At 42.1% G+C, this 22,297-nt stretch carries 26 protein-coding genes and 1 tRNA gene; 12 read left to right on the top strand and 15 right to left on the bottom strand.

What is annotated here, in order from left to right:
• Window positions 1-25: 25 nt before the first annotated feature.
• The gene (locus IEV61_RS01935) at window positions 26-1,363 is read right to left on the bottom strand and encodes a DUF8457 domain-containing protein (protein WP_188413284.1); all 1,338 of its coding nucleotides are present in this window, start codon (window positions 1,361-1,363) and stop codon (window positions 26-28) included.
• A 75-nt stretch (window positions 1,364-1,438) separates the two neighbouring features.
• Between IEV61_RS01935 and IEV61_RS01930 the strand changes: the two genes are divergently transcribed.
• The 3 genes from IEV61_RS01930 to IEV61_RS01920 all read left to right on the top strand — a co-directional run bounded on the left by IEV61_RS01930 (window position 1,439) and on the right by IEV61_RS01920 (window position 2,881).
• Window positions 1,439-2,011 (top strand): thymidine kinase, encoded by a 573-nt coding sequence (locus IEV61_RS01930; protein WP_188414405.1) that lies wholly within the window; start codon window positions 1,439-1,441, stop codon window positions 2,009-2,011.
• A 55-nt stretch (window positions 2,012-2,066) separates the two neighbouring features.
• The gene (locus IEV61_RS01925) at window positions 2,067-2,357 is read left to right on the top strand and encodes a putative quinol monooxygenase (protein WP_188413282.1); all 291 of its coding nucleotides are present in this window, start codon (window positions 2,067-2,069) and stop codon (window positions 2,355-2,357) included.
• 155 nt (window positions 2,358-2,512) lie between these two features.
• Window positions 2,513-2,881 carry a response regulator gene (locus tag IEV61_RS01920; RefSeq protein ID WP_188413280.1) on the top strand — a complete coding sequence of 123 codons (369 nt, stop codon included), beginning with the start codon at window positions 2,513-2,515 and terminating at the stop codon, window positions 2,879-2,881.
• 128 nt (window positions 2,882-3,009) lie between these two features.
• Here the strand turns inward: IEV61_RS01920 and eno are convergent, their stop codons facing one another.
• The 5 genes from eno to mtgA all read right to left on the bottom strand — a co-directional run bounded on the left by eno (window position 3,010) and on the right by mtgA (window position 8,351).
• Window positions 3,010-4,305 carry a phosphopyruvate hydratase gene (eno, locus tag IEV61_RS01915; protein WP_188413278.1) on the bottom strand — a complete coding sequence of 432 codons (1,296 nt, stop codon included), beginning with the start codon at window positions 4,303-4,305 and terminating at the stop codon, window positions 3,010-3,012.
• Window positions 4,306-4,629: 324 nt separating this feature from the next.
• A complete protein-coding gene (locus tag IEV61_RS01910) occupies window positions 4,630-5,337 on the bottom strand; it encodes a DUF2490 domain-containing protein (RefSeq protein WP_188413276.1) in 708 nt (235 codons plus the stop codon).
• A gap of 69 nt (window positions 5,338-5,406) precedes the next feature.
• The gene (locus tag IEV61_RS01905) at window positions 5,407-6,537 is read right to left on the bottom strand and encodes an ABC transporter permease (RefSeq protein WP_188413275.1); all 1,131 of its coding nucleotides are present in this window, start codon (window positions 6,535-6,537) and stop codon (window positions 5,407-5,409) included.
• A 125-nt stretch (window positions 6,538-6,662) separates the two neighbouring features.
• Entirely contained in the window at window positions 6,663-7,424 is a 762-nt protein-coding gene (locus IEV61_RS01900) for an ABC transporter ATP-binding protein (RefSeq protein ID WP_188413273.1), read from the bottom strand.
• Between the two features lie 234 nt (window positions 7,425-7,658).
• A complete protein-coding gene (mtgA, locus tag IEV61_RS01895) occupies window positions 7,659-8,351 on the bottom strand; it encodes a monofunctional biosynthetic peptidoglycan transglycosylase (RefSeq protein WP_188413271.1) in 693 nt (230 codons plus the stop codon).
• Here mtgA and IEV61_RS01890 point away from each other — a divergent pair.
• The gene (locus IEV61_RS01890; RefSeq protein WP_188414464.1) at window positions 8,263-8,472 is read left to right on the top strand and encodes a hypothetical protein; all 210 of its coding nucleotides are present in this window, start codon (window positions 8,263-8,265) and stop codon (window positions 8,470-8,472) included. The genes mtgA and IEV61_RS01890 overlap by 89 nt on opposite strands.
• A gap of 33 nt (window positions 8,473-8,505) precedes the next feature.
• Here IEV61_RS01890 and rplI read toward each other — a convergent pair whose 3' ends face one another.
• The 4 genes from rplI to IEV61_RS01870 form a co-directional block, all read right to left on the bottom strand.
• On the bottom strand, window positions 8,506-8,949 hold the full coding sequence (rplI, locus tag IEV61_RS01885) for a 50S ribosomal protein L9 (RefSeq protein WP_188413269.1): 444 nt from the start codon (window positions 8,947-8,949) through the stop codon (window positions 8,506-8,508).
• A gap of 17 nt (window positions 8,950-8,966) precedes the next feature.
• The gene (gene rpsR, locus IEV61_RS01880; protein WP_188413267.1) at window positions 8,967-9,230 is read right to left on the bottom strand and encodes a 30S ribosomal protein S18; all 264 of its coding nucleotides are present in this window, start codon (window positions 9,228-9,230) and stop codon (window positions 8,967-8,969) included.
• Between the two features lie 2 nt (window positions 9,231-9,232).
• Window positions 9,233-9,592, bottom strand: a complete 360-nt coding sequence (gene rpsF, locus IEV61_RS01875) for a 30S ribosomal protein S6 (protein WP_188413265.1) — start codon at window positions 9,590-9,592, stop codon at window positions 9,233-9,235.
• 109 nt (window positions 9,593-9,701) lie between these two features.
• Window positions 9,702-10,283 carry a Uma2 family endonuclease gene (locus IEV61_RS01870; protein ID WP_188414403.1) on the bottom strand — a complete coding sequence of 194 codons (582 nt, stop codon included), beginning with the start codon at window positions 10,281-10,283 and terminating at the stop codon, window positions 9,702-9,704.
• 128 nt (window positions 10,284-10,411) lie between these two features.
• On the opposite strand from IEV61_RS01870, the gene IEV61_RS01865 reads away from it, so the two are divergent.
• Window positions 10,412-12,409 carry a DNA polymerase III subunit gamma/tau gene (locus tag IEV61_RS01865; protein WP_188413264.1) on the top strand — a complete coding sequence of 666 codons (1,998 nt, stop codon included), beginning with the start codon at window positions 10,412-10,414 and terminating at the stop codon, window positions 12,407-12,409.
• Between the two features lie 87 nt (window positions 12,410-12,496).
• Here IEV61_RS01865 and IEV61_RS01860 read toward each other — a convergent pair whose 3' ends face one another.
• The 3 genes from IEV61_RS01860 to IEV61_RS01850 all read right to left on the bottom strand — a co-directional run bounded on the left by IEV61_RS01860 (window position 12,497) and on the right by IEV61_RS01850 (window position 14,320).
• Window positions 12,497-12,958, bottom strand: coding sequence for a hypothetical protein (locus IEV61_RS01860; protein ID WP_188413262.1), 462 nt, complete (start codon window positions 12,956-12,958; stop codon window positions 12,497-12,499).
• A gap of 214 nt (window positions 12,959-13,172) precedes the next feature.
• Window positions 13,173-13,874 (bottom strand): hypothetical protein, encoded by a 702-nt coding sequence (locus IEV61_RS01855; protein WP_188413260.1) that lies wholly within the window; start codon window positions 13,872-13,874, stop codon window positions 13,173-13,175.
• The gene (locus IEV61_RS01850; RefSeq protein WP_188413258.1) at window positions 13,871-14,320 is read right to left on the bottom strand and encodes a hypothetical protein; all 450 of its coding nucleotides are present in this window, start codon (window positions 14,318-14,320) and stop codon (window positions 13,871-13,873) included. The genes IEV61_RS01855 and IEV61_RS01850 overlap by 4 nt, the downstream gene beginning before the upstream one ends.
• A 154-nt stretch (window positions 14,321-14,474) precedes the next feature.
• On the opposite strand from IEV61_RS01850, the gene IEV61_RS01845 reads away from it, so the two are divergent.
• The 3 genes from IEV61_RS01845 (at window position 14,475) to IEV61_RS01835 (ending at window position 17,232) form a co-directional block, all read left to right on the top strand.
• On the top strand, window positions 14,475-15,704 hold the full coding sequence (locus IEV61_RS01845) for an NADP-dependent isocitrate dehydrogenase (RefSeq protein ID WP_188413256.1): 1,230 nt from the start codon (window positions 14,475-14,477) through the stop codon (window positions 15,702-15,704).
• A 78-nt stretch (window positions 15,705-15,782) separates the two neighbouring features.
• The gene (locus IEV61_RS01840) at window positions 15,783-16,073 is read left to right on the top strand and encodes a nucleotidyltransferase family protein (RefSeq protein WP_188413254.1); all 291 of its coding nucleotides are present in this window, start codon (window positions 15,783-15,785) and stop codon (window positions 16,071-16,073) included.
• Window positions 16,074-16,251: 178 nt separating this feature from the next.
• A complete protein-coding gene (locus IEV61_RS01835; RefSeq protein ID WP_188413252.1) occupies window positions 16,252-17,232 on the top strand; it encodes a type I phosphomannose isomerase catalytic subunit in 981 nt (326 codons plus the stop codon).
• A 123-nt stretch (window positions 17,233-17,355) separates the two neighbouring features.
• Here the strand turns inward: IEV61_RS01835 and IEV61_RS01830 are convergent, their stop codons facing one another.
• On the bottom strand, window positions 17,356-17,841 hold the full coding sequence (locus IEV61_RS01830) for an ABC transporter ATPase (RefSeq protein WP_188413250.1): 486 nt from the start codon (window positions 17,839-17,841) through the stop codon (window positions 17,356-17,358).
• A gap of 47 nt (window positions 17,842-17,888) precedes the next feature.
• Between IEV61_RS01830 and IEV61_RS01825 the strand changes: the two genes are divergently transcribed.
• The 3 genes from IEV61_RS01825 to IEV61_RS01815 all read left to right on the top strand — a co-directional run bounded on the left by IEV61_RS01825 (window position 17,889) and on the right by IEV61_RS01815 (window position 20,471).
• Window positions 17,889-18,359 (top strand): hypothetical protein, encoded by a 471-nt coding sequence (locus IEV61_RS01825; protein WP_188413248.1) that lies wholly within the window; start codon window positions 17,889-17,891, stop codon window positions 18,357-18,359.
• Between the two features lie 144 nt (window positions 18,360-18,503).
• Window positions 18,504-18,576: transfer RNA gene (locus tag IEV61_RS01820), tRNA-Phe, on the top strand.
• 386 nt (window positions 18,577-18,962) lie between these two features.
• Window positions 18,963-20,471: a DEAD/DEAH box helicase gene (locus IEV61_RS01815; RefSeq protein WP_188413246.1), complete on the top strand. Its 1,509-nt coding sequence runs from the start codon at window positions 18,963-18,965 to the stop codon at window positions 20,469-20,471.
• Between the two features lie 36 nt (window positions 20,472-20,507).
• On the opposite strand, the gene IEV61_RS01810 is transcribed toward IEV61_RS01815, so the two are convergent.
• The gene (locus IEV61_RS01810) at window positions 20,508-21,371 is read right to left on the bottom strand and encodes a DUF808 domain-containing protein (protein WP_188413244.1); all 864 of its coding nucleotides are present in this window, start codon (window positions 21,369-21,371) and stop codon (window positions 20,508-20,510) included.
• A 360-nt stretch (window positions 21,372-21,731) separates the two neighbouring features.
• Between IEV61_RS01810 and IEV61_RS01805 the strand changes: the two genes are divergently transcribed.
• Entirely contained in the window at window positions 21,732-22,262 is a 531-nt protein-coding gene (locus tag IEV61_RS01805; protein WP_188413242.1) for a MepB family protein, read from the top strand.
• Window positions 22,263-22,297 lie beyond the last annotated feature (35 nt).

The following is a 22,297-nucleotide window of genomic DNA, read 5'->3' as shown; positions in this document are numbered from 1 at the left end:
GTAGCGGGTGATTGTTTATAGCATATTATGCCGGGAAGCGTCTGTGTAAAACAGCGTAAAATTTATCGACCGTATTAGGTTTATCGCCCCAGCTGTTTTTAACTACGTAGTTCGACTTCAAAAAGCGGTCGGCCTCGTCAAAGGTTTTGCAGCGGTTTACCAGCTCAATGGCTTCGGTGTAAGCCATACCGTAGCCGTTAAACAGGTCTTTCACAAACAATAATTTATCGTTCATGCTAATGGCTGCCTTAATATCTGCAACGGGCTGTCCCTGCTGCGAATGTGCAGGCGTTTGCGGATGCAGTTGTGCCGATAATCGCTGGTTTAGTGTTAATGGCTGCTCAGGCTCAGGTTTGGGAGCCTCGGTAACAGGAGCGTTATAGGTATTATAAGCCGGTTCGGGCTGTTGTATTTCGGTTGCACGTTCATTAGGCTCAGGCGTAAAATGAGCAGGTTCCTCATATACGGGCGTAGGTATGGTGGGTTCAGGCTCTGCCGGAGCAATGTTTACAGGCTCGGCGTATTCGGCACTGTCGTAAGCTGCGGGTGTAAATACCGGCTCTTCTACTTTAACTTCTTCGGTAACAGGTGTAAGATCTACATGTGGTGGTGCAGGTTCTTCGGTGTGGCTGCTTATACTAAAAGTATGATCGTTGTTGCTTACCTGCGGGTCGTGGCGTATAAAATCATAATGGTCGGTTCCAGCAGCGCCTATGGAAATGCCCTGTTCTTCCTGTGGCTCTTCGTTAACTGGTGCTGTGTATGTTTCTTCCTCTTTTATGATATCTCTCGGAGTGCTTTGATGCACATGTTCGGTCGCTTCATCTTCCTGTATATCTGCGGTGTACTCTTCCTGGGCAGGGTTGGTAAAGGTGAAGGTTTGATCTTGTGCAGGTAGCGGTATAGTATCGTGTTCAACCTTTTCGTCAGCAATAACATTGGGTTGTGTTTCATCAATTACCACAGGTGTAAAAGCATCGTTATCCTGTGCAGCAGGGGGGGTAATGGTATCTTGCAGGATTCCGGTGTCAAATGTTATGGCGCTTTGGACCAAGGGGGGCAAACTTATTTCGACCTCGGGTGCTGGTACCGGTGCCAGTATTTCAATGGTTGATGTTGCAACGTCCATGCTTTCTTCTCCGGTGCGCTCGGTGTGCTCAGGCAGGGCGGGAGGAATGTTGCTGCTTTGGGAGTTGATCTTACGGAGTATCTCGGTATGGTCGGTCAGAAACTTGGCATTGGCGGCAAACAGCTCCAGTTCCAAATCGTTTAAATGTGCTTCTTCTGCATGCAGATACTCATATTGTTCGCTCAGTTCTTTCAGTATGTTGCCTATCTTTCTTAGAATTTCCTGTTGTTTCATGTAGCCGATGTTGATAATGTACCTATTCAAAAGTAAGATATAATTATGATATTAGCAGGCTGTAAAGTTTTTGGAATGCTGTTTAGTGAAGATGTTTTTAAAAGGCGCAGTGAACACGGCGGAAGTATTGAAGTGGTATGCGGCTCTATGTTTTCGGGTAAAACCGAAGAGCTGATCCGCAGGTTGCGTCGTGCCCAGATTGCCCGCCTCAACGTAGAGATTTTTAAACCCATGACCGATACCCGCTATGATGAAATGGCCGTGGTATCGCACAACCAAAACAGCATCCCCTGTACACCGGTCGAAAGTTCATCGGCCATACTACTGCTGGGCAGCCATGTGCAGGTAGTGGGTATTGACGAGGCCCAGTTTTTTGATGAAGAACTGGCTTACGTTTGCGATACCCTGGCTAATAAAGGGGTAAGGGTAATAGTTGCCGGACTGGATATGGATTACAAGGGTAAACCCTTTGGTCCCATGCCCGGTGTTATGGCCATAGCCGAATCGGTTACCAAGGTGCATGCCGTGTGCGTGCAGTGTGGTAACCCTGCGCTGTATTCGTACCGCCTGGTGCCTGATGGTGCCCGAATTTTATTGGGGGAAAAAGAAAGCTACGAGCCACGCTGCCGTAACTGCTATAACCTTTAAACGCAGCGAACAAATAGAATTGGCGTTGGTTATCTATTATATAACCAATACCGCAATGAATGTTAAATTATTAGCTTTCCTGCATTGCAACACCGATGCAGAAGATACCTTTGAACTTGAACTAAAAAAGCTGGTAGAAGCGTCGGCCGCCGAAGAAGGCTGTTTGCATTATGAGCTTTACCAGTATGAGAATGAGCGCTGCCACTACGTTATCATAGAGCAATGGAAAGATGAAGCTGCCTTGCAGCATCACCACGAAACTGTGCATTACAAAAACTTTGGTCGTGTTGCCCCTGTACTCCTTACAAAACCTGTTGAAGTAAAAGTGTTAACAAGGTTAGCCTGAAATTTTCTGATAAAATAAGGTAATAATATTGCTTTCGGGGTAAAACAAAAGAGAGGGGTTTATTTGTTAATTACTCGTAAGACCGGCACAGGTTTGGCAAGTAAACACTTTTTGCCGGTCAATTATTTATACACGTATACATTCCGTAACTTATTATGGCTAAGAAAGTGCTGCTTATTGAAGATGATAAAGATATAAGGGATACTATAATTTATGCTTTGAAAGAAGAGCAAATTGAAGTGATCGCTTCCGAAGATGCTAAGATCTTAAAGCAGTTATCGGAAATTAAGCCCGACCTTATTTTATTAGATAACTGGTTAACCGATTGGAAAAGTGATGCCAACGGGCAGCAAATAAGTAAGGAAATTAAAACTAATCCGTCTACCAGCCATATCCCGGTGGTTATTGTATCGGCGGTGAGCAACATCAAAGAGATTGCCGATGCCGGCCAAGCCGATGGTTATTTGAAAAAGCCGTTTGACCTCACCGATCTTTTTGCTATTGTACATAAGTTTGTAGATTAAAGTCCCTCCGAAACTGGGAAGACTTTAGAAAATATAAAAACAAAGAAAGCCGCTCATTTGAGCGGCTTTCTTTGTTTATGAACTGAATGGCGGGTTAACTAATCAACTATTCACCAATCAACCTGTCACTATTTTTTCAAAAATTTGAAATCTTTACCGATGAATTTAGCGTTGCTGCCTAATTCTTCTTCGATGCGAAGTAACTGGTTGTATTTTGCGATCCGGTCTGAACGTGAAGCCGAACCGGTTTTGATCTGACCGCAGTTTAAGGCCACAGCTAAATCGGCAATGGTAGCATCTTCAGTTTCGCCCGAACGGTGACTCATTACTGAGGTATAACCGTTAGTTTGAGCCAACGATACAGCATTAATAGTTTCGGTTAAAGATCCAATTTGATTTACTTTAACTAAAATTGAGTTAGCTGTATGATTATCAATGCCTTGTTGTAAACGGGTTACGTTGGTTACAAACAAATCATCACCTACTAACTGTACTTTAGCGCCCAGTCTTTCGGTTAATAATTTCCAGCCATCCCAATCGTCTTCGGCCATACCATCTTCAATAGAAATAATAGGGTATTTTTCAGCCAATTGAGCCAAGTATTCAACTTGCTCTGCACTGGTGCGGATGGCACCTTTTTCGCCTTCAAATTTAGTGTAATCGTATTTGCCGTCTACATAAAACTCAGAAGCAGCACAGTCAAACGCCAGGTAAATATCTTCGCCGGCTTTGTAACCTGCTTTTTCAATAGCTTGTATAATGGTTTCAACGCCATCCTCAGTACCTGCAAAGGTAGGCGCAAAACCACCTTCGTCACCTACAGCGGTAGAAAGACCACGATCGTGCAAGATTTTTTTCAGGTTGTGGAATACCTCAGTACCCCAACGCAAAGCCTCAGAGAATGTAGGAGCGCCAACCGGCATGATCATGAATTCCTGGAAAGCAATAGGGGCATCAGAGTGCGAACCACCGTTAACAATGTTCATCATGGGAATAGGCAGCGTGTTGGCGTTTACACCACCAATGTAGCGGTACAAAGGCTGACGGCTTTCTTGTGCAGCAGCTTTAGCAACCGCTAAAGACACGCCTAAAATTGCGTTAGCGCCTAAATTGCCTTTGTTGGCAGTACCGTCAATCTCGAGCATTAATTTATCAATGGTATTTTGCTCAAAAACGTCCATGCCTTGTAGTTCTTTGGCCAGTTTATCGTTTACGTTGGCAACAGCCTGCAATACACCTTTACCCATGTATTTGCTTTTGTCATTGTCGCGAAGTTCAACTGCTTCGTGTGCACCGGTAGATGCACCAGAAGGTACGGCTGCACGGCCCAAGGCACCGTTTTCTGTTAAAACTTCAACTTCAACTGTAGGGTTACCACGCGAATCCAATATCTGGCGGGCATGTACATTAATTATTAAACTCATAATGCTATTTATTTTTGGTAAGAGTATATAGTATATAATTATTTGCGCGCTAAGATAAGCGCAAAAATTTAAATTTTGTACTTAAAATAGCAATACTTAGTGTTTTGTTTACAATAACTCAGGGTTAAGTTATTTGGTTAGTAATTTGATTGATTGAATTAAAAAGATGTGGATTATTGAACGGGTAACTCAAATAAATAGTGGGCATTATCCTAATGGTTATGGCTTTTCGTTCCTACTATGTGGGCCTTGGCCACCTTGCCGTATTGGCTTACACCCTTAATACAAAAAGTTGAAAGCAAACCAAGCTATGTATTACGGTATTTATTTTTTATCTGAGGTCTGCTGGCGCTGAATGTTATAGGTGGCAGTTAATATCAGGTAGTTTTTATCATTGCTTGAGGCAATGGCGTAATTACGCTGATTAATGACACCCGCCTGCAAAGTAAATTCTTTACTGAATTTATAACCTAAAGATGGAGAAAAGCGGTTGCGTTCAAAATTGGGTTGCTTGTTATTAAAAAATACTTCGCCAAAAGCTGCAATAAAAAAGGTTTTAGGATCTAATTTAGGCCTATTGATAGGAACACTGGCAGTTAGCCGATACCTGAAACGATTTAAGTAGCCTGTACTTAACCAGCGCTGCTCAACACGGTACCTGTGTTCTAACTTAACACGGTTGATGAAATGGTTTGTAGTAAACTGTTCCCAAAGGCGGGTTTCGGTTACCTGAGGGCCATCATCAACCGCATCAAAACCATAAGTAGTATACCTGCCGGTACCTAATAAGAACAAACTGTTGTTATCAATATTATAGCTAATACCCGCTTTTACCTCATAATAATAAAAATGGCTGGCTATGCCGTAATTGCGGTTTTGTGCTTCTGCATAGCCTCCCCAATGTTGGTCTACGTTGCCCGCAAAGTTTACCGTAAATATATTCCAGCTACCCGTACCGTAATTTACTCCTTGCCCTTTAGCAAGAAATGATGTTGTAGCAAAAAGCAGGATGAATATGTAAAGTCTTTGCATAAGCACATTTGTTAATTTTAGGTTAACAAAGGCGCAAATATAGTTTTGTTAATATTAATTTAACATATATTATTCCCATTTGAATGTTTTAATAGCTACAGCATATATCACAATGCCCCATGCAAGCAGTATCAACAGCTCATGACCAACCTCCGTTATAGCAACGCCTTCAAAGGCAACTTTGCGCATAGCATTATTTAAGTGCGTAAGGGGCAAAGCATTGCTAATGGGTTGCAACCATTTAGGGAATGCAGAGGTTGAAAAGAACGTACCCGATAACAAAAATTGTGGCAAAGTAATAATGTTGGAAAGCGGCGGTACGGTGGTTTCGTTTTTAGCGATCCCTGATATGATAAAGCCAAAGCCCATAAATATAACCAGCCCCACAAATGCAAGGAAAAGCATACTCAACACCGTAACTGCACCATGCACAAGCGTAAATCCAAACGCATAATGCCCTACTGCTATAATGATAATGGAACCCAGCATGGCAAAAGTAACCCGAGCCAGCATTTCGCCGGCTACAATGCTGTAGCGTTTTACAGGAGTAGCAAAAAAACGTCTGATGACCAAGGTTTGGCGTAAGCTTAAGAAAACAAAAGCTGTACCGAATACGCCAATGTTCAATAGCGAAAAACCTAACTGTCCGGGTAAAATAAAGTCGATGTATTTATACTCACGGCCTTTTATGGTAGTTTCTTTAATAGTGGCAATAGAGGAGAATGCTCCCGTTTTTTCTCCTATTTTAAAGAAGATGCTGTTCAGCAGAGATTTTAAGATGCCACCTTTATCGGCGGATGCAGCAGTGTATTTTACCTGAACGTTATACCGTGCTTTGGGTAATGCAGATAGAGGCGGGTACACGGTCCAATTACCACCGTTTTTTTTAACGTTTAAAATAGCGTCGATTGATCCTTTGGATAAGTTCTTCTCCATCTGATCGGCGTTTTGATTCCGAATAAGGTTGACCACTTTAGCATTTTGTAAGGCTTTATAAATAGGGTTAAGGGTATCACAGCCCTTAGCTACACCAACGTCAACGGTTACGCCACCGCTGCCAATATTGGCAAATACTACTATAAATATTAAAGGAAACAAAAGGCTGAAAACCAGCCCCGAAGGGTTGCGGAATATGGAACGTAAACTGGCTTTAGTTATGGCCAGAGTAGCGCGAATGTTGCTGTATGATGAAGTGTTCATGAGACCTCTCCCCGGCCCTCTCCAAAGGAGAGGGAGTTTTTAGGGGTTTATTTAAATTGTAAATATTATTAAGAAACGATGTCTATAGCCCTCCCCTTTGGGGAGGGTTGGGAGGGGTTGGGGTTTTATTCCCGCCATTCCTTCCCCGTTAAATTAATAAATACATCTTCCAGGTTGGCCTGCTTCACGGTTTTCTTACGCTCAAAGCCGGTGGCTACTAATTGGTCAATAAATGTATCTGGGGTGTTAATGCCTATCACATGCCCACCATCAATAAAGGCCACGCGGTCGCATAGCTCTTCGGCTTCGTCCATATAATGGGTGGTCAACACTACGGTGGTGCCTGCGGCACGTATCTGGCGAATGAGTTCCCAAAGGTTACGACGGGCCTGTGGATCGAGCCCGGTGGTGGGCTCGTCTAAAAATATGATACGGGGATTATTAATAAGGGTAGTGGCAATGGAGAAGCGTTGCTTTTGTCCGCCCGAAAGGTCTTTATACTTCGCTTTGGCTTTATCGGTTAGCGCTACCTTTTCCAGCATCTCTATGGGTTTAATGCGGTTGCCGTATAAGCCTGCAAAAAGCTCCATTAACTCAATAAGGTTTAGGCCGGGGTAGTAGCCTGCTGCCTGCAATTGCACCCCAATGCGTTTTTTTATTTGGTTGGCTTGGGTATCTATCGAAAAACCATCGACCGTAATACTGCCCGATGTTTTATCGCGCAGTGTTTCGATGATTTCCAGCGTAGTGGTTTTGCCGGCGCCGTTGGGGCCTAACAGACCGAATATTTCGCCTTCATAAACTTCGAAGCTGATGTCTTTTACGGCGGTAAAATCGGCATAGCGTTTTACCAGATTGTTTACGGTGATGATAGGTTGTGTTGCCATACTATAAATGTAGGGCAGAGGCAGTTGATTTGGAAATTATATTCGGTGAATGGCAGAAATAGTAGGGCGAACGGTAGAAAGCCCCTCCCAACCCTCCCCGGGAGGGAGGGCTTTTGATTTTCTTGTGGTGCTTATATTACTTTGCTACTTAAAAACAGCCCTTTTATCAAGAAAGAGCTTGGTGGTATTTTCTTAAAGCCCTCCCTCCCGGGGAGGGTTTGGGAGTGGCTTCTCTTAAAAGTCTAAAGGCCCTAATCGGCGCATATTTTTCATAATCAAATACCTTCGGTGTCTGATAAACTTTGTAGGGTTAACGGCCGAGCGTTTTAACGGGCTTGGGAAAATAGCGGCAATAGCGGCTGCTTCGCGGCGGGTAAGGTTGGCAGCAGGTTTATGAAAGTAGTTTTGTGCAGCCGCTTCGGCACCGTAAATCCCGTCGCCCATTTCTATCACGTTGAGGTATACTTCCATAATGCGTTCTTTACTCCAAAGCAACTCAATTAACATAGTAAAGTATGCTTCAAATGCCTTGCGGATGTAGGAGCGTCCCTGCCATAAGAAAACGTTTTTGGCAGTTTGCTGCGATATGGTGCTGCCGCCAATTACCTTTTTACTGTTCTGGTTCTTTTTAATGGCCCGTTCAATAGCTTTAAAGTCGAACCCATGGTGCTCCAGAAACGATTGATCTTCACCGGCCACGGCCGCCTTTTTCATGTTGATGGAGATTTCATCAAAATCTTTCCAGTGTTTGTCAATTTTCCAGATTTTGCCGGCCGCCTTGCGCTCAAAGCCACGGCTTATCATAAGCCAGGTAACAGGTGGGTTTATAAATTTATAAATGAATACCCAAAAAACAGTTATGGCAATAAATGCTATTACAAATAACCTAACAAAGCGCCAAATGAGTTTACCTATACCTCGAGTCATGAAAGCCCCTCCCAACCCTCCCCGGGAGGGAGGGCTTTTGAAAAATGTTGTTGATGAAATTTCTCTAAAATATAAAAGCTCTTTCCTATTGGAAAGAGCTTTTATTAAAATATCCTTTTAAAGTCCTCCCTCCCGGGGAGGATTTAGGTGGGGCTTACTCAGCTACTACTTCAAAAGGTACCTGAACTTTAACTTCTTTATGTAAGTTTAGAGTTGCAGTGTATTCGCCTACAAATTTAGGCTCTTCGTTGAAAGTGATACGACGACGGTCAACTTCGAAGCCTTGTTTTTTCAAAGCATCAGCCACCTGGATAGTGTTGATAGCACCGAAAATTTTACCGCTTTCGCCGGCTTTAGCGCCGATAGTTAATTTAACGCCTTCTAAACGGGTAGCCACTTCATCAGCATCCTTACGGATCTTGTCTTGTTTAAACTGAGCTTGTTTCAAGTTTTCAGCTAAAACTTTACGTGCAGATGGGGTAGCTAACTGACCAAAACCTTTAGGGATTAAAAAGTTACGGCCATAACCTGCTTTTACTTTAACAACTTCGTCTTTCTCGCCGAGGTTTTTAACGTCTTGTTTTAATATAATGTCCATTTTGTTAACCTCCTATATTATTTTAACGAGTCAGTAACGTAAGGCAACAAACCAATGTGGCGGGCACGTTTAACCGATTGAGCCACTTTACGCTGAAATTTTAATGAAGTACCGGTTAAACGGCGTGGTAATAATTTACCCTGATCGTTAATGAACTTTAATAAAAAGTTACCGTCTTTGTAATCAATGTACTTGATACCGTTCTTTTTGAAACGGCAGTATTTTTTGCGGTTATCGTCCACTTTAGGAGCGGTAACGTATTGAATTTGATCGTTTGCCATAATTAAGCTGCCTCCTCGGTTTTAGGTTTTTTGTTGAAAGCGCCGCTACGTTTTTTCTCGTTGTAAGCAATGGCATGTTTATCCAAAGAAACAGTTAAGAAACGCATTACACGCTCATCACGTTTAAATTCAACTTCCAGTTTGTTAATTAATTCACCTGGAGCTTTGTATTCGGTGAGGTGGTAGTATCCTGTCGATTTCTTTTGGATAGGATACGCTAATTTTCTCAAACCCCAATTGTCTTCAAGAACAATTTCGGCTCCGTTATCGGTTAAAAGCTTGCTAAATTTGGCAATTACCTCTTTAGCAACCTCATCAGATAACAACGGGGTTAGAATGATTACGGTTTCGTACTGTTGCATTTTTGCTTTTTGTTAATTAATTGCCCGCGCAAAACGGGAGTGCAAATGTAGGGAATGCATTGCAATTTTGCAACAGTAATTTAGATAATTGCTTGACGGTATGAAGGGTTTACAGTTTATCGGCAAACACTTCGTCCAAACTTAAGGTAAAGCCGGGCAAAATAGGAGTAATCACCTCATCACCTATAGTCAGTAGGCGTGATGCCTGATAAGCACCGTTAATTAAGGTATATTTTAAAAAAGTTTTTTCTGATGGTTGAATGATCCAATATTCCTGCACACCGGCTTCTTCATAAACTTCATACTTATTTTGTAATTCTTTTTTATTGTTGCCTGGCGAAAGTATTTCAATTACAATATCGGGTGCGCCTATGCAGCCGCGTTCGGTAATTTTGGAGGTGTCGCAAATTACACACAAATCGGGTTGCAATACGGTTGCAATCTGTTCTTCATTAATTGTACGTGATAAAAGTACATCAAACGGAGCTGCGCAAACCACACATGGTTTTTTATTTAAAAAGTTGTACAATTCAAAATTTACGTATTGTGAAATACGCTGGTGAGTATAACCAGGTGCAGGGCTCATCTTAAAGATCTTCCCTTTAATTAGTTCCAAACGTTCATCAAAACGCCATTTCAGGTAGTCGGCGTAGGTGTAACTTTTGTCTAAATCTAAATCTGAAAACTGCATAACTGTACTATTATGGAGTAAAAATACAATAATGTGTGTAAATGTTTGCATAGTTCTGTTTATCAGGAAACAGCAACTTTCAACCTTTCATCTTTACCCTTTCGCCTTTTTTATTTACCTTAGTGGCTGTGGATAATTTTATTGTTTCGGCCCGTAAATACCGCCCGGTTACTTTTGAAAGCGTTGTAGGTCAGCAACATGTGACCAACACACTAAAGAACGCGATTAGAAATAATCAGCTGGCGCAGGCATTCTTATTCTGCGGGCCACGTGGGGTGGGTAAAACAACTTGCGCGCGCATCCTGGCCAAAACCATTAACTGCACCAACTTGCAGCCCAGTGGCGAAGCCTGTGGCCAATGTGATTCGTGCCGTGCATTTCAAAACGGAAATTCTTTTAACGTACATGAGCTGGATGCGGCATCTAACAACTCGGTTGATGATATACGCAGCCTTATAGAGCAGGTGCGCATACCGCCGCAAGCCGGTCGTTATAAGGTATATATTATAGATGAGGTGCATATGCTGTCGCAGGCGGCGTTCAATGCGTTTTTAAAAACGCTTGAAGAACCGCCTAACTATGCTATCTTTATTTTAGCCACTACAGAGAAGCATAAAATACTGCCTACTATCCTGTCGCGTTGCCAGATCTTTGACTTCAACCGCATCAGGGTAGAGGATATGGCTAACCACCTGGCCTCTATTGCCGGGAAGGAAAGCATTAGTTACGAGCCCGACGGATTACATATTATTGCCCAAAAGGCGGATGGTGGTTTACGGGATGCTTTATCTATGTTCGATCAGATCGTGAGCTTTTCGGGCGGACAGGTTACCTATCGCTCGGTTATAGATAACCTGAACATTTTAGACTACGATTACTATTTTAATGTGACCGATAGTTTGCTTAACGAAGATACCACAAAAACCTTATTGCTGTTTGACGAGATTTTATCCAATGGTTTTGATGGCAGTCATTTCATAACCGGCCTGTCGGGCCACTTGCGTAATTTATTGGTAGCTAAAGATGCGGCTACCTTAAAGTTACTGGAAGTGAGCGAAGGTATCCGCAATAAATATTTGCAGCAATCGCAGCAGTCGAGCACCTCGTTCCTGCTATCGGCCATGAATATTGCTAACCAGTGCGATCTAAATTACAGGCTAAGTAAAAATCAACGCTTACAGGTAGAACTGGCCTTGCTCAAAATATGCCATTTAGGTGCCGTATTCACTGCGGCAAGCGTTCCGGCTCAGGCTGCGCCAAATGGTGAGGCTTTAAAAAAAAACTCTGAACCAAGCGTAGTCCCGGTTGCTGAAGCGCCTAAACCGGCCAATGTTACACCAGTAGAGATACCCAAAGTTGAAGCGCCTAAGCAAGAAGCAGCCGCAACCGAGGTTTTGCCTGTGCCGGCGGTGAGCGAGCCTAAGCCTACTTATCAAACGGCCACGCCGTCATTATCAGCAACTCCGTCGTTAACCGCTACGCCATCGCTGACAGCAACACCATCATTAACGGCCACGCCATCGTTAGCAGCAACACCCGCACTGGCCAAACCCCCAGTGCCTTCTGCTGAAACGCATGTTACCGAAGCTCTTCCTTCAGCATCGCCTCAGCCTGTAGCCAGTAAGCCTGAGCAGCCTTTAAGGCCGTTGGCTGGGTCGCTTTTAGCTACACCATCGTTAAGCCCGTCTTTAAAAGGGGGGAGTTCAGGCAGTTTAGTTATTGAGGAAGAGGAAGACCCATACGTTTATGGTACCGATAAAGAAGATTTTACTACTGATGCCTTTTTGAAGTGCTGGAATGAGTACGCCGCTAAGATAAAAGCCGAGGGGAAAGCTACCTTAGTTACTATACTAACCGCCAACGCGCCGGTAATGCAAAGGCCTTATGTGTTTGATATTGGTGTTAGTAACCGTACACAGGAAAATGTTTTCAGGGAAGAGAAACCGGGCTTGATGAACCACTTACGTACCACGCTACGCAACTTTGGCATTGAAGTAAATACGCGTATTGAGGAAAGTACCGTAGTGCGAAAACCTTATACTGCCATTGAGAAGTTTCAGCACATGGCAGCTAAAAACCCGCAGTTAATTGAATTAAAAAAGCGGTTTAACCTGGAGTTTGATTAACCCCTCCCAACCCTCCCCAAAGGGGAGGGTTTAATAAGAAAGATGATATTTTAACTCCCTCTCCTTTGGAGAGGGCAGGGGTGAGGTTTAATTCAAAAATTCTTTATCCTCTTCGTCACCGCTAATGTCGGCATCATTTTTTGGATAACCTTCCTCATCCAAATCGTCACGATCGTCTTCGGGTGTGTGTGAGAGGGCAGCATCAACTGGATCAATCTCTACAATTTTTCCGTCGTCTATGTGCATTCCCAAATTGTCTACATCCGTTTCCAGCGAACGATTTTTGTCGTATTCACCTAAGGTATCATAAGGGTTTGCTTCGTCATAATCAGAGTTGAAGTCGCTTCCACCGGGAGCTGCTGTTTCAAATAATGCAGGCGGATCATAATCCGGGTCATCACTTTCAACTTCTATTTCGTAGCTATCGGTTTCAGGATCGTATTTCAAATCGTGGGCAGATGATTCTTCATTAAGATCGTCTTTCAGCTTTTTATCTCGGTCCAGGTTTTCGTCGTTGAAACCGGGATAGAAGGTATCGTCGTTTTTCATAGGTTTAAACTTTGTATATTATCTCAACAGAAAATATTGGGCCAAAGTTTTATTACCGATAAAAATAAAGATACCTTTCCTGTCCTTGCCACTTGGGAAGCCCCTCCCGAACCCTCCCCGGGAGGGAGGGATTTAAAGCATGAGTTTTTTTCTAAGTCTTCCCTTCCGGGGGAGATTTAGAGGGTGCTCTTCGTCGGCAAGGTTTATAGCAGGCCTACTGTCTTGAAATTTGCTTGCGGTAAGACGTAAATCCGCCTATGGCAAATTTTACGCCCAATACAAACTGGGTGTATGCGTCTTTACGGGTACCTGCTTTTATTCCGTCTATTTGATCGCCCAACACCAGGTTATACTGATAGCCTAAATCAACTTTCACCGAAGGTTCATCGTAGCTGTTGAAGATCTTGAATTCGTAGCCTACTTTAAGCGGCACAAAAAATTCGGTGCTGTTGTTGCGCCCGCCAGAATAAAAATCGGGAATGTATAACGACTGGCGGTTAATCTCGCTCATGTTATTATAAATTACGCCAATACCTCCGCTTGCGTATACATTTTTTAAGGCGTTAAAAATTACGCTTCTTTCGTAATCCAAAAACTCACCTGCCTGTATCTGCGTGCGGAAACTCACCGCAGTATAGCTGTTTTTAAACTGGCGGCCCGATAGGGTAAGCAGCGAATCGCCACCGGCCAGGCGGCCTACCTGCACCTCAGCAATGTGGTTTAAAAAAGGGGTTTGGTTATAAGTAAAATGCAGGTGCACTGCAGGGGTACCTTTTACGGTTTCTGCATCGGTGTAAGCATAGTTTAATGCGCCCGAAAAACCAATATCATATTGTGCGTAATTGTAGCCTAACTGGGCTTTGGCCAGCAATACGGTAAGACATATGCCAAACGTTAACAGTAACTTTCTGATCATAATGTCTTGTTGTAGGTGTAACGATAGTAGGTAGTAGCAGGAAAGCCCGAATCTGTATCGACTATAGTTTCGTCGAGCACGAGGTTACCAAGCGGGTCTAAACTGTAAATGTCGTAACGGAGCAGCAGGCTGCCACTTTTAAAACTTAACGTGTTAGGTGTATTTTGTGAGTTTGCCGAGTAGTAGCCCTCATAAGTACTTCCATATATGGTAGAAGAATAAGTGGCTGCATTGCCGGTTTTAAAGTCAAAATAGTCTTTATCAGTAAAATCGGTAAGCGGCGGAGAAGTTGTGCCGTCTTCTTGTGTAATTACTAATTCTTTGAGGTACCATTTGCCAATTAACTTGGCGTTTTGCAAATAAGCAGGTACCACCAGCGGGTCCTGCTTACAGCCGGCAGCAAACAAGATCACCGCCATGAATAAAAAACCGTAAACTTTTTTCATCTTCTCTTTTCGACCTTAAAAGTAATTATTTATTTAAAGGCCACCAATTTTCATTTATACGTTTAAGTAAAAGTTTGAGTTATATAAATTTCACTATAGCCAAAATGTATATATTTGGACGTTTTTACAAAAATAGAACTACAACAAACCCGATATGTCAAAAATTAAAGTAGAAAATCCGGTAGTTGAACTGGATGGCGATGAGATGACCCGCATCATCTGGCAATTTATCAAGGATAAACTTATTCTTCCTTACCTGGAAGTTGACCTGAAGTACTACGATTTAGGTATCGAGTACCGCGATGAAACTAACGATCAGGTAACTATTGATGCTGCCAATGCCATTAAGCAATATGGTGTAGGCGTTAAATGTGCTACTATTACGCCTGATGAAGAGCGCGTTAAAGAATTTGGTTTGAAACAAATGTGGAAATCGCCTAATGGTACAATCCGTAACATTTTAGATGGTACCGTATTTCGCGAGCCTATTTTGATGAATAATGTACCTCGTTTAGTGCCAAACTGGACAGCTCCTATTTGCATTGGCCGTCATGCTTTTGGCGATCAGTACCGCGCTACCGATTTTGTTACCAAAGGTAAAGGTAAATTAACTATTACTTTCACTCCAGAGGATGGCAGCGATGAGCAATCATTCGAGGTGTTTAACTTTAAGAGCGATGGTGTAGCTATGGCTATGTACAATACCGACGAATCTATCCGCGGTTTTGCTCACGCTTGCTTTAACCAAGCTTTGATGAAAGGCTGGCCTTTATACCTGTCAACCAAAAATACCATCCTGAAAAGATACGATGGTCGTTTTAAAGATATTTTTGAAGAGATCTATCAGGCAGACTACAAAGCTAAGTTTACCGAAAAAGGTATTGTTTATGAGCACCGATTAATTGACGACATGGTTGCATCGGCCTTAAAATGGAACGGTAACTTTGTTTGGGCTTGTAAAAACTACGATGGCGATGTACAGTCTGACACAGTAGCACAAGGTTTTGGTTCATTAGGTTTAATGACCTCTACTTTAATTACGCCAGATGGTACCGTTATGGAAGCCGAAGCAGCACACGGAACAGTGACCCGTCACTACCGCGAGCACCAAGCCGGCCGCCCAACCTCAACTAACCCTATTGCCTCTATTTTTGCCTGGACCCGTGGTTTGGAGTTCCGTGGTAAACTGGATGGTAACCAGGAACTGATTGATTTTTGCCATGCTTTAGAGCAAGTTTGTATTGAAACTGTAGAAAGCGGTAAAATGACCAAAGATTTAGCCATAACAGCTAAAGCCAAGGTTGAACACGGTGTTGATTACTTATATACCGAAGAGTTTTTAGAAGCTATCAACGAAAACCTGAAAGTTAAATTAGCTAAGTAATTAAAGGAAATTTTCTTAAATATTTTAAAGCCCGCTTAACAATAAGCGGGCTTTGTTGTATAATAGCTATATTTGTTTATGGCTTATCTACAAGAAGTACAGTCGGTTTTGAGAGAGCTAAAACCTCAGTTAATGTCTAAATATGGTGTAAGTACACTGGGCCTTTTTGGCTCCATTGTGCGTGATGATTTTACGCCGGAGAGTGACATTGATATAGTGGTAAGTTTTAGTCGACCTATAGGGATTGAATTTGTAACCTTGGCAGATGAACTTGAAGACAAATTTAATCGCAAGGTTGACTTAGTTTCACGTAATGGGATAAAGCCCCGCCACTGGGCTTATATAGAGCCGGAAGTTTTATATGTCTAATAAATTATTTATTGAAACTTTCAGGCCTGTTACCCGTATTGTCAATCTGAGCTTGTCGAAGACTTAGTTAAGCGTATAGGTCTTCGACAAGCTCAGACTGACAAGTTTAGTCAGATTTTACAATTCGAAATAACGTTTAACTATGACTCACAATCTTAATCAAAATCTCTAAATAGACATGTCAACACTCTATCCTTTAAAATTCAAGACTATTTATAAAGATAAAATATGGGGCGGTCAAAAGATCAAAACCTACTTGCATAAAGATTTTGGCAATTTGCCTAACTGCGGCGAAACCTGGGAAATATCGGGTGTGAAATCGGATGTTTCGGTAGTTGATGGGGGAGCGTTAGACGGACAATCATTAGCCGACCTATTAGCGCAACATAAAGGCGAGTTAGTAGGTAAAGCCGTTTATGAGCGTTTTGGTGACATCTTTCCATTACTTGTAAAGTTTATAGACGCTAACGAAGATCTTTCGATACAGGTACACCCTGATGATGAACTGGCTAAGAAACGCCATAACTCATTCGGTAAAACCGAAATGTGGTACGTGATAGAAGCAGATCCTGGTTCGAGCCTCATTGCTGGCTTTAACGAGGAAGTGAACCAAGAGGTTTATGTAAATAAGTTAAACAGCGGCCATCTTACCGATATATTGAACCGCGAAGATGTAAAGGCAGGCGATGTATTCTTTTTACCAGCGGGCCGTGTGCACACTATTGGTAAGGGTTTGTTAATTGCCGAGATACAGCAAACTTCAGATATTACCTACCGCATTTATGATTTTGACCGCGTAGATGATAAGGGTCAAAAGCGCGAACTGCATACCGAAGAAGCTTTAGCCGCCATTGACTACAAAAAATACCCCAACTACCGCACCGACTACACGCCTGTAAAAAACGAAGACGTGCATTTGGTGAGCTGCCCGTACTTTACCACCAACGTGTTAGATTACACTGAGGGCGTAACCAAAAATTATTCAGCCTTCGATTCGTTCGTGATCTACGTTTGCCTGGAAGGAAGTTTGGAAGTAAAATACAACGGAGCAAGCTATCCTGTAAAAATGGGAGAGTGCCTGTTGTTGCCAAACAGCGTAAACGAAGTGGAATTAAGTACTACTTCGGGATTTAAGATATTGGAAAGCTATATAGCTTAATAGGCTGTCTAAACACCAAATAAAACCATGTCATTGCGAGGAGCGATAGCGACGTAGCAATCGCCCGCGTGCAAGTATAAACGCGTGCGGTTGCCATGCTACGCTCGCAATGACGGTTATATTTTAAGCCACCAAATAGCGACCAAACAACTGCATATGCCAACTGTCTTTCAAAGGTACTTCCCATTTAGTTTGCAGCTCATCTAAATTTTGTACAAGGTTGTTAAATACAAGCGTATCCTGCGTTATAATGCCGTTTCTAATCAGCTCTTCAAACTCCTTACGCGACACCGATACAACGCGGTCTTCATCGCGGTAAGCCAGGTTAAAGCGGTCAAACAGTACAATACCGTATTGCTGCTCCAACTGCTTCATAAAGTTTACCGATTTATCGATAGAACAACCGCTGGCACCGGCCTGGCTTTCATCAACTACCAAAATCAGAAAACGGTTGTACTTTACCTGTGCGCCTGCCAGTAGCTGATTGTTATGCGCGGTCCACCCCTGAGCAAAGGCGTTAAGCTGCTGTTGTATTTGTTGCGTTTGCTCGTCGGTCAATTCGGTGGTTGACTGGTAAACCCACACTCTCGAATTTTTAGAAAATTGCATATACAAAGGTATCAAAATTGTAACTTCGGGTTGAACGTTTTGTTGTCATGATGAAATCAACTTTTGCGGGGTTCAAACCGCTGTATGTGTTAGGACTTGCTTCTGTGTTTTTACTGGCAGGCTTTAGCTTGTACATAGATAAGCAAGACACCATTAGCTGGAGTAACCAGTGCTTGTTTCAGTCGTACGACTCCTCGGGCGAGCTTAAGTTGAAAAAATGGGAGCTCACCGTTACCGCCGATGCCTTTATGCGCTTCCGGAAAACGTTTCAGAACGGGAAACAAGAATACTATTCCTTTAACATACGCCGCTTTAAGGATATGGACTACCTGGGCAATACCAACAAAGGCATCATCCGCCTCAGTACCCTGGCCGATGATATTATAGTGCAAACCTATAATGACCGTAAAGGTAATGTTGACTCTATGAGCACCACACTTAAAATTCCGGTTAAAAATATGGGTGCCGAAAGGTTGGATAGTTTATACCAGGCATTAACTTACCTTAAGTCAAAATAATTGTAGATAGCTGTAAATTTTATTTGTCTTGCAATCAGTATTTTAACTCATTTCATGCTGTAGCGGACAAAAATAAGTGCAAATTTTATCAAAATAAATTTTGATAACCGGAAAAACAAGCTACATTTGCATTCCCAAAACGGAGGTACCATAGCTCAGATGGTAGAGCAAAGGACTGAAAATCCTTGTGTCACTGGTTCGATCCCAGTTGGTACCACAAAAATTAAAAGCTTCTCAATTCAATTTGAGGAGCTTTTAATTTTTAAGCCCACTATGTGCTCGCTTTATAATTCTTAGATGCACTTGCCAGCTGCATGATTAAATAGATTTGATAGCATACACCTTAACTTCATATATCGTTATGTTCATTTTTTGCCGCTTAAAAAATAACGCTGTGAGTTTATTCTTAGTGGAATAATGCAATAACAATTCAAAACAAGCGCAGATGCGTTTGGCATAAGATCTTTGCCGTTCGCTTGTTCTTATTAATTGAAAATTATTTAATGTAAAAGAAACGGCTGGCTGTATTATTGATTTATTAGTGTTGTAGCATGGTGGTGCAAAAAGCAGTACTACGCTATCACACTAATCTACAACGATATTATGAGTGGATGCGGCACTAAATTATACGATTATCAGCAAAATGACCTGAACAAACTGTTCGATAAAATGGAACAGGTGTCTACAAATTATAAATTGCTTTACCAGCTACCTACCGGTGGCGGCAAAACGGTTATATTTTCTGAAATAGCCAATCGCTTTATTGAAAAATATAAGCAAAAGGTAATGATACTTACGCACCGTTTGGAGCTTTGCAACCAAACCTCGGCCACGTTAAAAAAATGCGGTATTAAGAATAAGATCATCAACAGCGCGGTTAAAAAGCTGCACAAAACCGATCAATATACCTGCTACGTAGCCATGGTAGAAACGCTGAATAACCGCATCGAAGCAGGCCACATAAATATGGATGATGTTGGCCTGGTGATAATTGATGAGGCGCATCACAATTCATTTCAAAAACTCATAGATAAGTTTGACAACGCGCGTATTATAGGTGTAACGGCAACCCCATACAGTTCTGATGTGAGTTTTCCTATGCGTAATACTTATAATGAGTTGATTATTGGCGAAAGCATCAGTTCACTAATTCAGAATGGATTTTTAGCCAGCCCAATTAGCTGGCGTTATGACGTGGAACTAAATACGCTAAAAACAGGTTCACACGGCGATTTTACAGTAAGCACTTCCGACGAATTATATTCTTCACCGGCTATGCTGGAGTTGTTGCTGCACGCATACGAGGAGCATTCTAAAAACAAAAAGGTGCTCATTTTTAACAATGGTATTTTTGCGTCAAAGGCGGTTTGCCAAATGTTTAATGATGCCGGCTATCCGGCCAGGCATCTCGACAACGAAACATCGGCAACAGAGCGGGCCGAAATATTGCTATGGCTTAAGAAAACCAAAAACGCTATCTTAACTTCGGTATCTATCTTAACTACCGGCTTTGATGAGCCTTCTATACAAACCGTTATTTTAAACCGGGCAACCACCTCGCTAACCTTGTACCATCAAATGATAGGCAGAGGGTCGAGAACACTTCCTAAAAAGAAGCAATTTACTATTATTGACCTGGGAAACAACGTTGACCGCTTTGGCGAATGGAATGCAACGGTAGATTGGCAGTTTGTTTTTGACAACCCCGAAGCATATACAGCGAGTATCCATATCCAGGCGTCCCACGATTCGCATAGCATGCCTTCAGAAATGCGTTCTATGTTTCCAAACAGCTTGGAGATTTCCTTCGATGTACAAACCGCTTACCACGATGCCGTGGAAAAAGGCAACAAACCAAGCACCATCATCACCAAATCTATACAGCAACACGCCATGATGTGTGCTGATAATAGCGAAACCATTGCCGATGCACTTAACCTGGCCGGAGAGTTGAATAAAGAGATTGCCTGGCGCGTTAAACAATACGGAAAGTGTTTGGGCAAAGCCACCAAAAATTACCTGGATTGGTTACAGGAAGATTATAAGTCAAAAATGAAGGCACAAATTCAGGAAACCATGCTCGAAAGGCAATCGCAAAGAATAGCCGTTTAACGGTTAGCTAACTAAATTTAAATAAGATTGGGGTGCTTACGATTTAAACAACGTAAGCACCTTTTTAATTATAGTAAACAGCAATACTGCAATGAGCCCGGCAGCAAGGCCCAGCGCAAATTCTTTAATAATGGATGGTACATTGGGCAGCAGGTGATGAAAGTATTCGATATTGTGAACAAATATACCGCCCGATACCAGGATGAGCGCAACGGTACCTACAACCGCTAAAATTTTGATGATGATAGGTAACGACTTAACCAGCAACGAACCTAAGGTTGCAATAAATCCTTTATTGTCGGCACTCTTCATGAGTTTGTAGCCGGCATCGTCCATACGTACTATCAGGGCAACTATACCGTAAACACCTATGGTGGCCAACAAGGCCACCACCGAAACCGTAATGATTTGGGTAGATAGGCTTTCGCCGGTAACAGATTCCAAAGCAATAATGACTATTTCTATAGAAAGAATAAAGTCGGTGGTTACGGCCGATTTTACTTTCGCTTTCTCTGCCTCCCGGTCATCCTGCTTCTCTTCAATAACCTCATGGCCTTTTTTAGAAGGGTGAAAAAAGAATTCGATAATTTTCTCTACGCCTTCAAAAGCCAGGTAAAATCCGCCTAAGATCAATATGATCTTAATGGCCACCGGGAAAAATATACTAAGTAGCAACGCTACCGGTACAATAATGAGTTTGTTAACCAACGACCCTTTAGTGATAGCCCAAAGCACAGGCAACTCCCGTGATGATAGGAAACCTGTAGCCTTTTCTGCATTTACGGCCAGGTCATCGCCCAGTATGCCGGCTGTTTTACGCGTAGCAACTTTGGTTGCTACGGCCACATCATCCATTAAAGCCCCTATATCATCTAAAATTGCAAAAAAACCTGATGCCATGCGTTCAAAATATTCAGTTCAAAAATCAATGTTATTAAGATAAGTATAGCACTTAAGTTTTAATCTGTTGTAATTATTTGCTTACACCTGCTTAACCAGAGTCAATAATAATGAAATTATGTTTCGTAATGCGGTTAGTTGATATTGCAAAAAAACAGCTGACTATTATGGTTAACAATACAATACATCATGAGAATGCACTCATGTTTAATGCTGAGCGATTGGCGAAATACAATCGTTGTTAAGAAGAGATCGCTATATCTGCGTATAGCTTTCCACATTGAAAACCGACACAACAAATGCCACTAAATTTTCAATAGATAAAGTAGGTATATTTGGAACAAACATTAATAATTTAATATGCCGGGGGAAGATACGTTGACAACAGTAAGCATGCTTCCAAACGAGCTAAAAAACGCTAAGAGATTGATATATGATAATTGCGGGTTAGCTTTGACAAACCTGAAGTTAAATACTGCAAGTTTGGAATATGAAGCTTGTTCATTTGAACTCAATAGTAAGAAAATTCAATACCGATTGTCTAAAATCACGCCAAGAAAAACCGGTCAATTTGTGACAATATGGAAAAGAAACCAAGATGGAATAACTGAACCTTTCGATATGTCGGATGATCTGGATTTTATAATTATTGCAGCGAAACGAGAAGATGACTTTGGGCAATTTGTTTTTCCAAAATCAATTTTGGCAGAAAAGGGAATTATCACTACAAATACTAACGAAGGAAAACGTGGAATTAGAGTATATCCACCATGGGACAATGTAACGAATAAACAAGCGGAGAAAACTCAGATCTGGCAAACAAAATACTTTTTTATAATTGATGATGTCAACACAGCAAGCGTTGATTTAATAAGGAAGCTGCTTGTTTAAGCTATAGAAATAAAACTTAATAGTTTGTAAGTAGG

Source organism: Mucilaginibacter galii (genome assembly GCF_014635825.1).
Classification (GTDB): Bacteria; Bacteroidota; Bacteroidia; order Sphingobacteriales; family Sphingobacteriaceae; genus Mucilaginibacter; species Mucilaginibacter galii.
The sequence above is the reverse complement of the archived record's forward strand: the minus strand, read 5'-3'. Positions and strand labels throughout refer to the sequence as shown.

What these genes read in the sequence shown, in the direction of transcription:
- IEV61_RS01930 (WP_188414405.1), top strand. Translation starts at nt 1,439, where the DNA reads ATGCTGTTTAGTGAAGATGTTTTTAAAAGGCGCAGTGAACACGGCGGA.
- IEV61_RS01935 (WP_188413284.1), bottom strand. Translation starts at nt 1,363, where the DNA reads ATGAAACAACAGGAAATTCTAAGAAAGATAGGCAACATACTGAAAGAA.
- IEV61_RS01825 (WP_188413248.1), top strand. Translation starts at nt 17,889, where the DNA reads ATGATGAAATCAACTTTTGCGGGGTTCAAACCGCTGTATGTGTTAGGA.
- IEV61_RS01850 (WP_188413258.1), bottom strand. Translation starts at nt 14,320, where the DNA reads ATGAAAAAAGTTTACGGTTTTTTATTCATGGCGGTGATCTTGTTTGCT.
- IEV61_RS01830 (WP_188413250.1), bottom strand. Translation starts at nt 17,841, where the DNA reads ATGCAATTTTCTAAAAATTCGAGAGTGTGGGTTTACCAGTCAACCACC.
- IEV61_RS01925 (WP_188413282.1), top strand. Translation starts at nt 2,067, where the DNA reads ATGAATGTTAAATTATTAGCTTTCCTGCATTGCAACACCGATGCAGAA.
- eno (WP_188413278.1), bottom strand. Translation starts at nt 4,305, where the DNA reads ATGAGTTTAATAATTAATGTACATGCCCGCCAGATATTGGATTCGCGT.
- IEV61_RS01910 (WP_188413276.1), bottom strand. Translation starts at nt 5,337, where the DNA reads ATGCAAAGACTTTACATATTCATCCTGCTTTTTGCTACAACATCATTT.
- IEV61_RS01805 (WP_188413242.1), top strand. Translation starts at nt 21,732, where the DNA reads ATGCCGGGGGAAGATACGTTGACAACAGTAAGCATGCTTCCAAACGAG.
- rpsF (WP_188413265.1), bottom strand. Translation starts at nt 9,592, where the DNA reads ATGCAACAGTACGAAACCGTAATCATTCTAACCCCGTTGTTATCTGAT.
- IEV61_RS01900 (WP_188413273.1), bottom strand. Translation starts at nt 7,424, where the DNA reads ATGGCAACACAACCTATCATCACCGTAAACAATCTGGTAAAACGCTAT.
- IEV61_RS01905 (WP_188413275.1), bottom strand. Translation starts at nt 6,537, where the DNA reads ATGAACACTTCATCATACAGCAACATTCGCGCTACTCTGGCCATAACT.
- rplI (WP_188413269.1), bottom strand. Translation starts at nt 8,949, where the DNA reads ATGGACATTATATTAAAACAAGACGTTAAAAACCTCGGCGAGAAAGAC.
- rpsR (WP_188413267.1), bottom strand. Translation starts at nt 9,230, where the DNA reads ATGGCAAACGATCAAATTCAATACGTTACCGCTCCTAAAGTGGACGAT.
- IEV61_RS01870 (WP_188414403.1), bottom strand. Translation starts at nt 10,283, where the DNA reads ATGCAGTTTTCAGATTTAGATTTAGACAAAAGTTACACCTACGCCGAC.
- IEV61_RS01840 (WP_188413254.1), top strand. Translation starts at nt 15,783, where the DNA reads ATGGCTTATCTACAAGAAGTACAGTCGGTTTTGAGAGAGCTAAAACCT.
- IEV61_RS01845 (WP_188413256.1), top strand. Translation starts at nt 14,475, where the DNA reads ATGTCAAAAATTAAAGTAGAAAATCCGGTAGTTGAACTGGATGGCGAT.
- IEV61_RS01920 (WP_188413280.1), top strand. Translation starts at nt 2,513, where the DNA reads ATGGCTAAGAAAGTGCTGCTTATTGAAGATGATAAAGATATAAGGGAT.
- IEV61_RS01855 (WP_188413260.1), bottom strand. Translation starts at nt 13,874, where the DNA reads ATGATCAGAAAGTTACTGTTAACGTTTGGCATATGTCTTACCGTATTG.
- IEV61_RS01815 (WP_188413246.1), top strand. Translation starts at nt 18,963, where the DNA reads ATGAGTGGATGCGGCACTAAATTATACGATTATCAGCAAAATGACCTG.
- IEV61_RS01890 (WP_188414464.1), top strand. Translation starts at nt 8,263, where the DNA reads ATGAATACCCAAAAAACAGTTATGGCAATAAATGCTATTACAAATAAC.
- IEV61_RS01835 (WP_188413252.1), top strand. Translation starts at nt 16,252, where the DNA reads ATGTCAACACTCTATCCTTTAAAATTCAAGACTATTTATAAAGATAAA.
- IEV61_RS01860 (WP_188413262.1), bottom strand. Translation starts at nt 12,958, where the DNA reads ATGAAAAACGACGATACCTTCTATCCCGGTTTCAACGACGAAAACCTG.
- mtgA (WP_188413271.1), bottom strand. Translation starts at nt 8,351, where the DNA reads ATGACTCGAGGTATAGGTAAACTCATTTGGCGCTTTGTTAGGTTATTT.
- IEV61_RS01810 (WP_188413244.1), bottom strand. Translation starts at nt 21,371, where the DNA reads ATGGCATCAGGTTTTTTTGCAATTTTAGATGATATAGGGGCTTTAATG.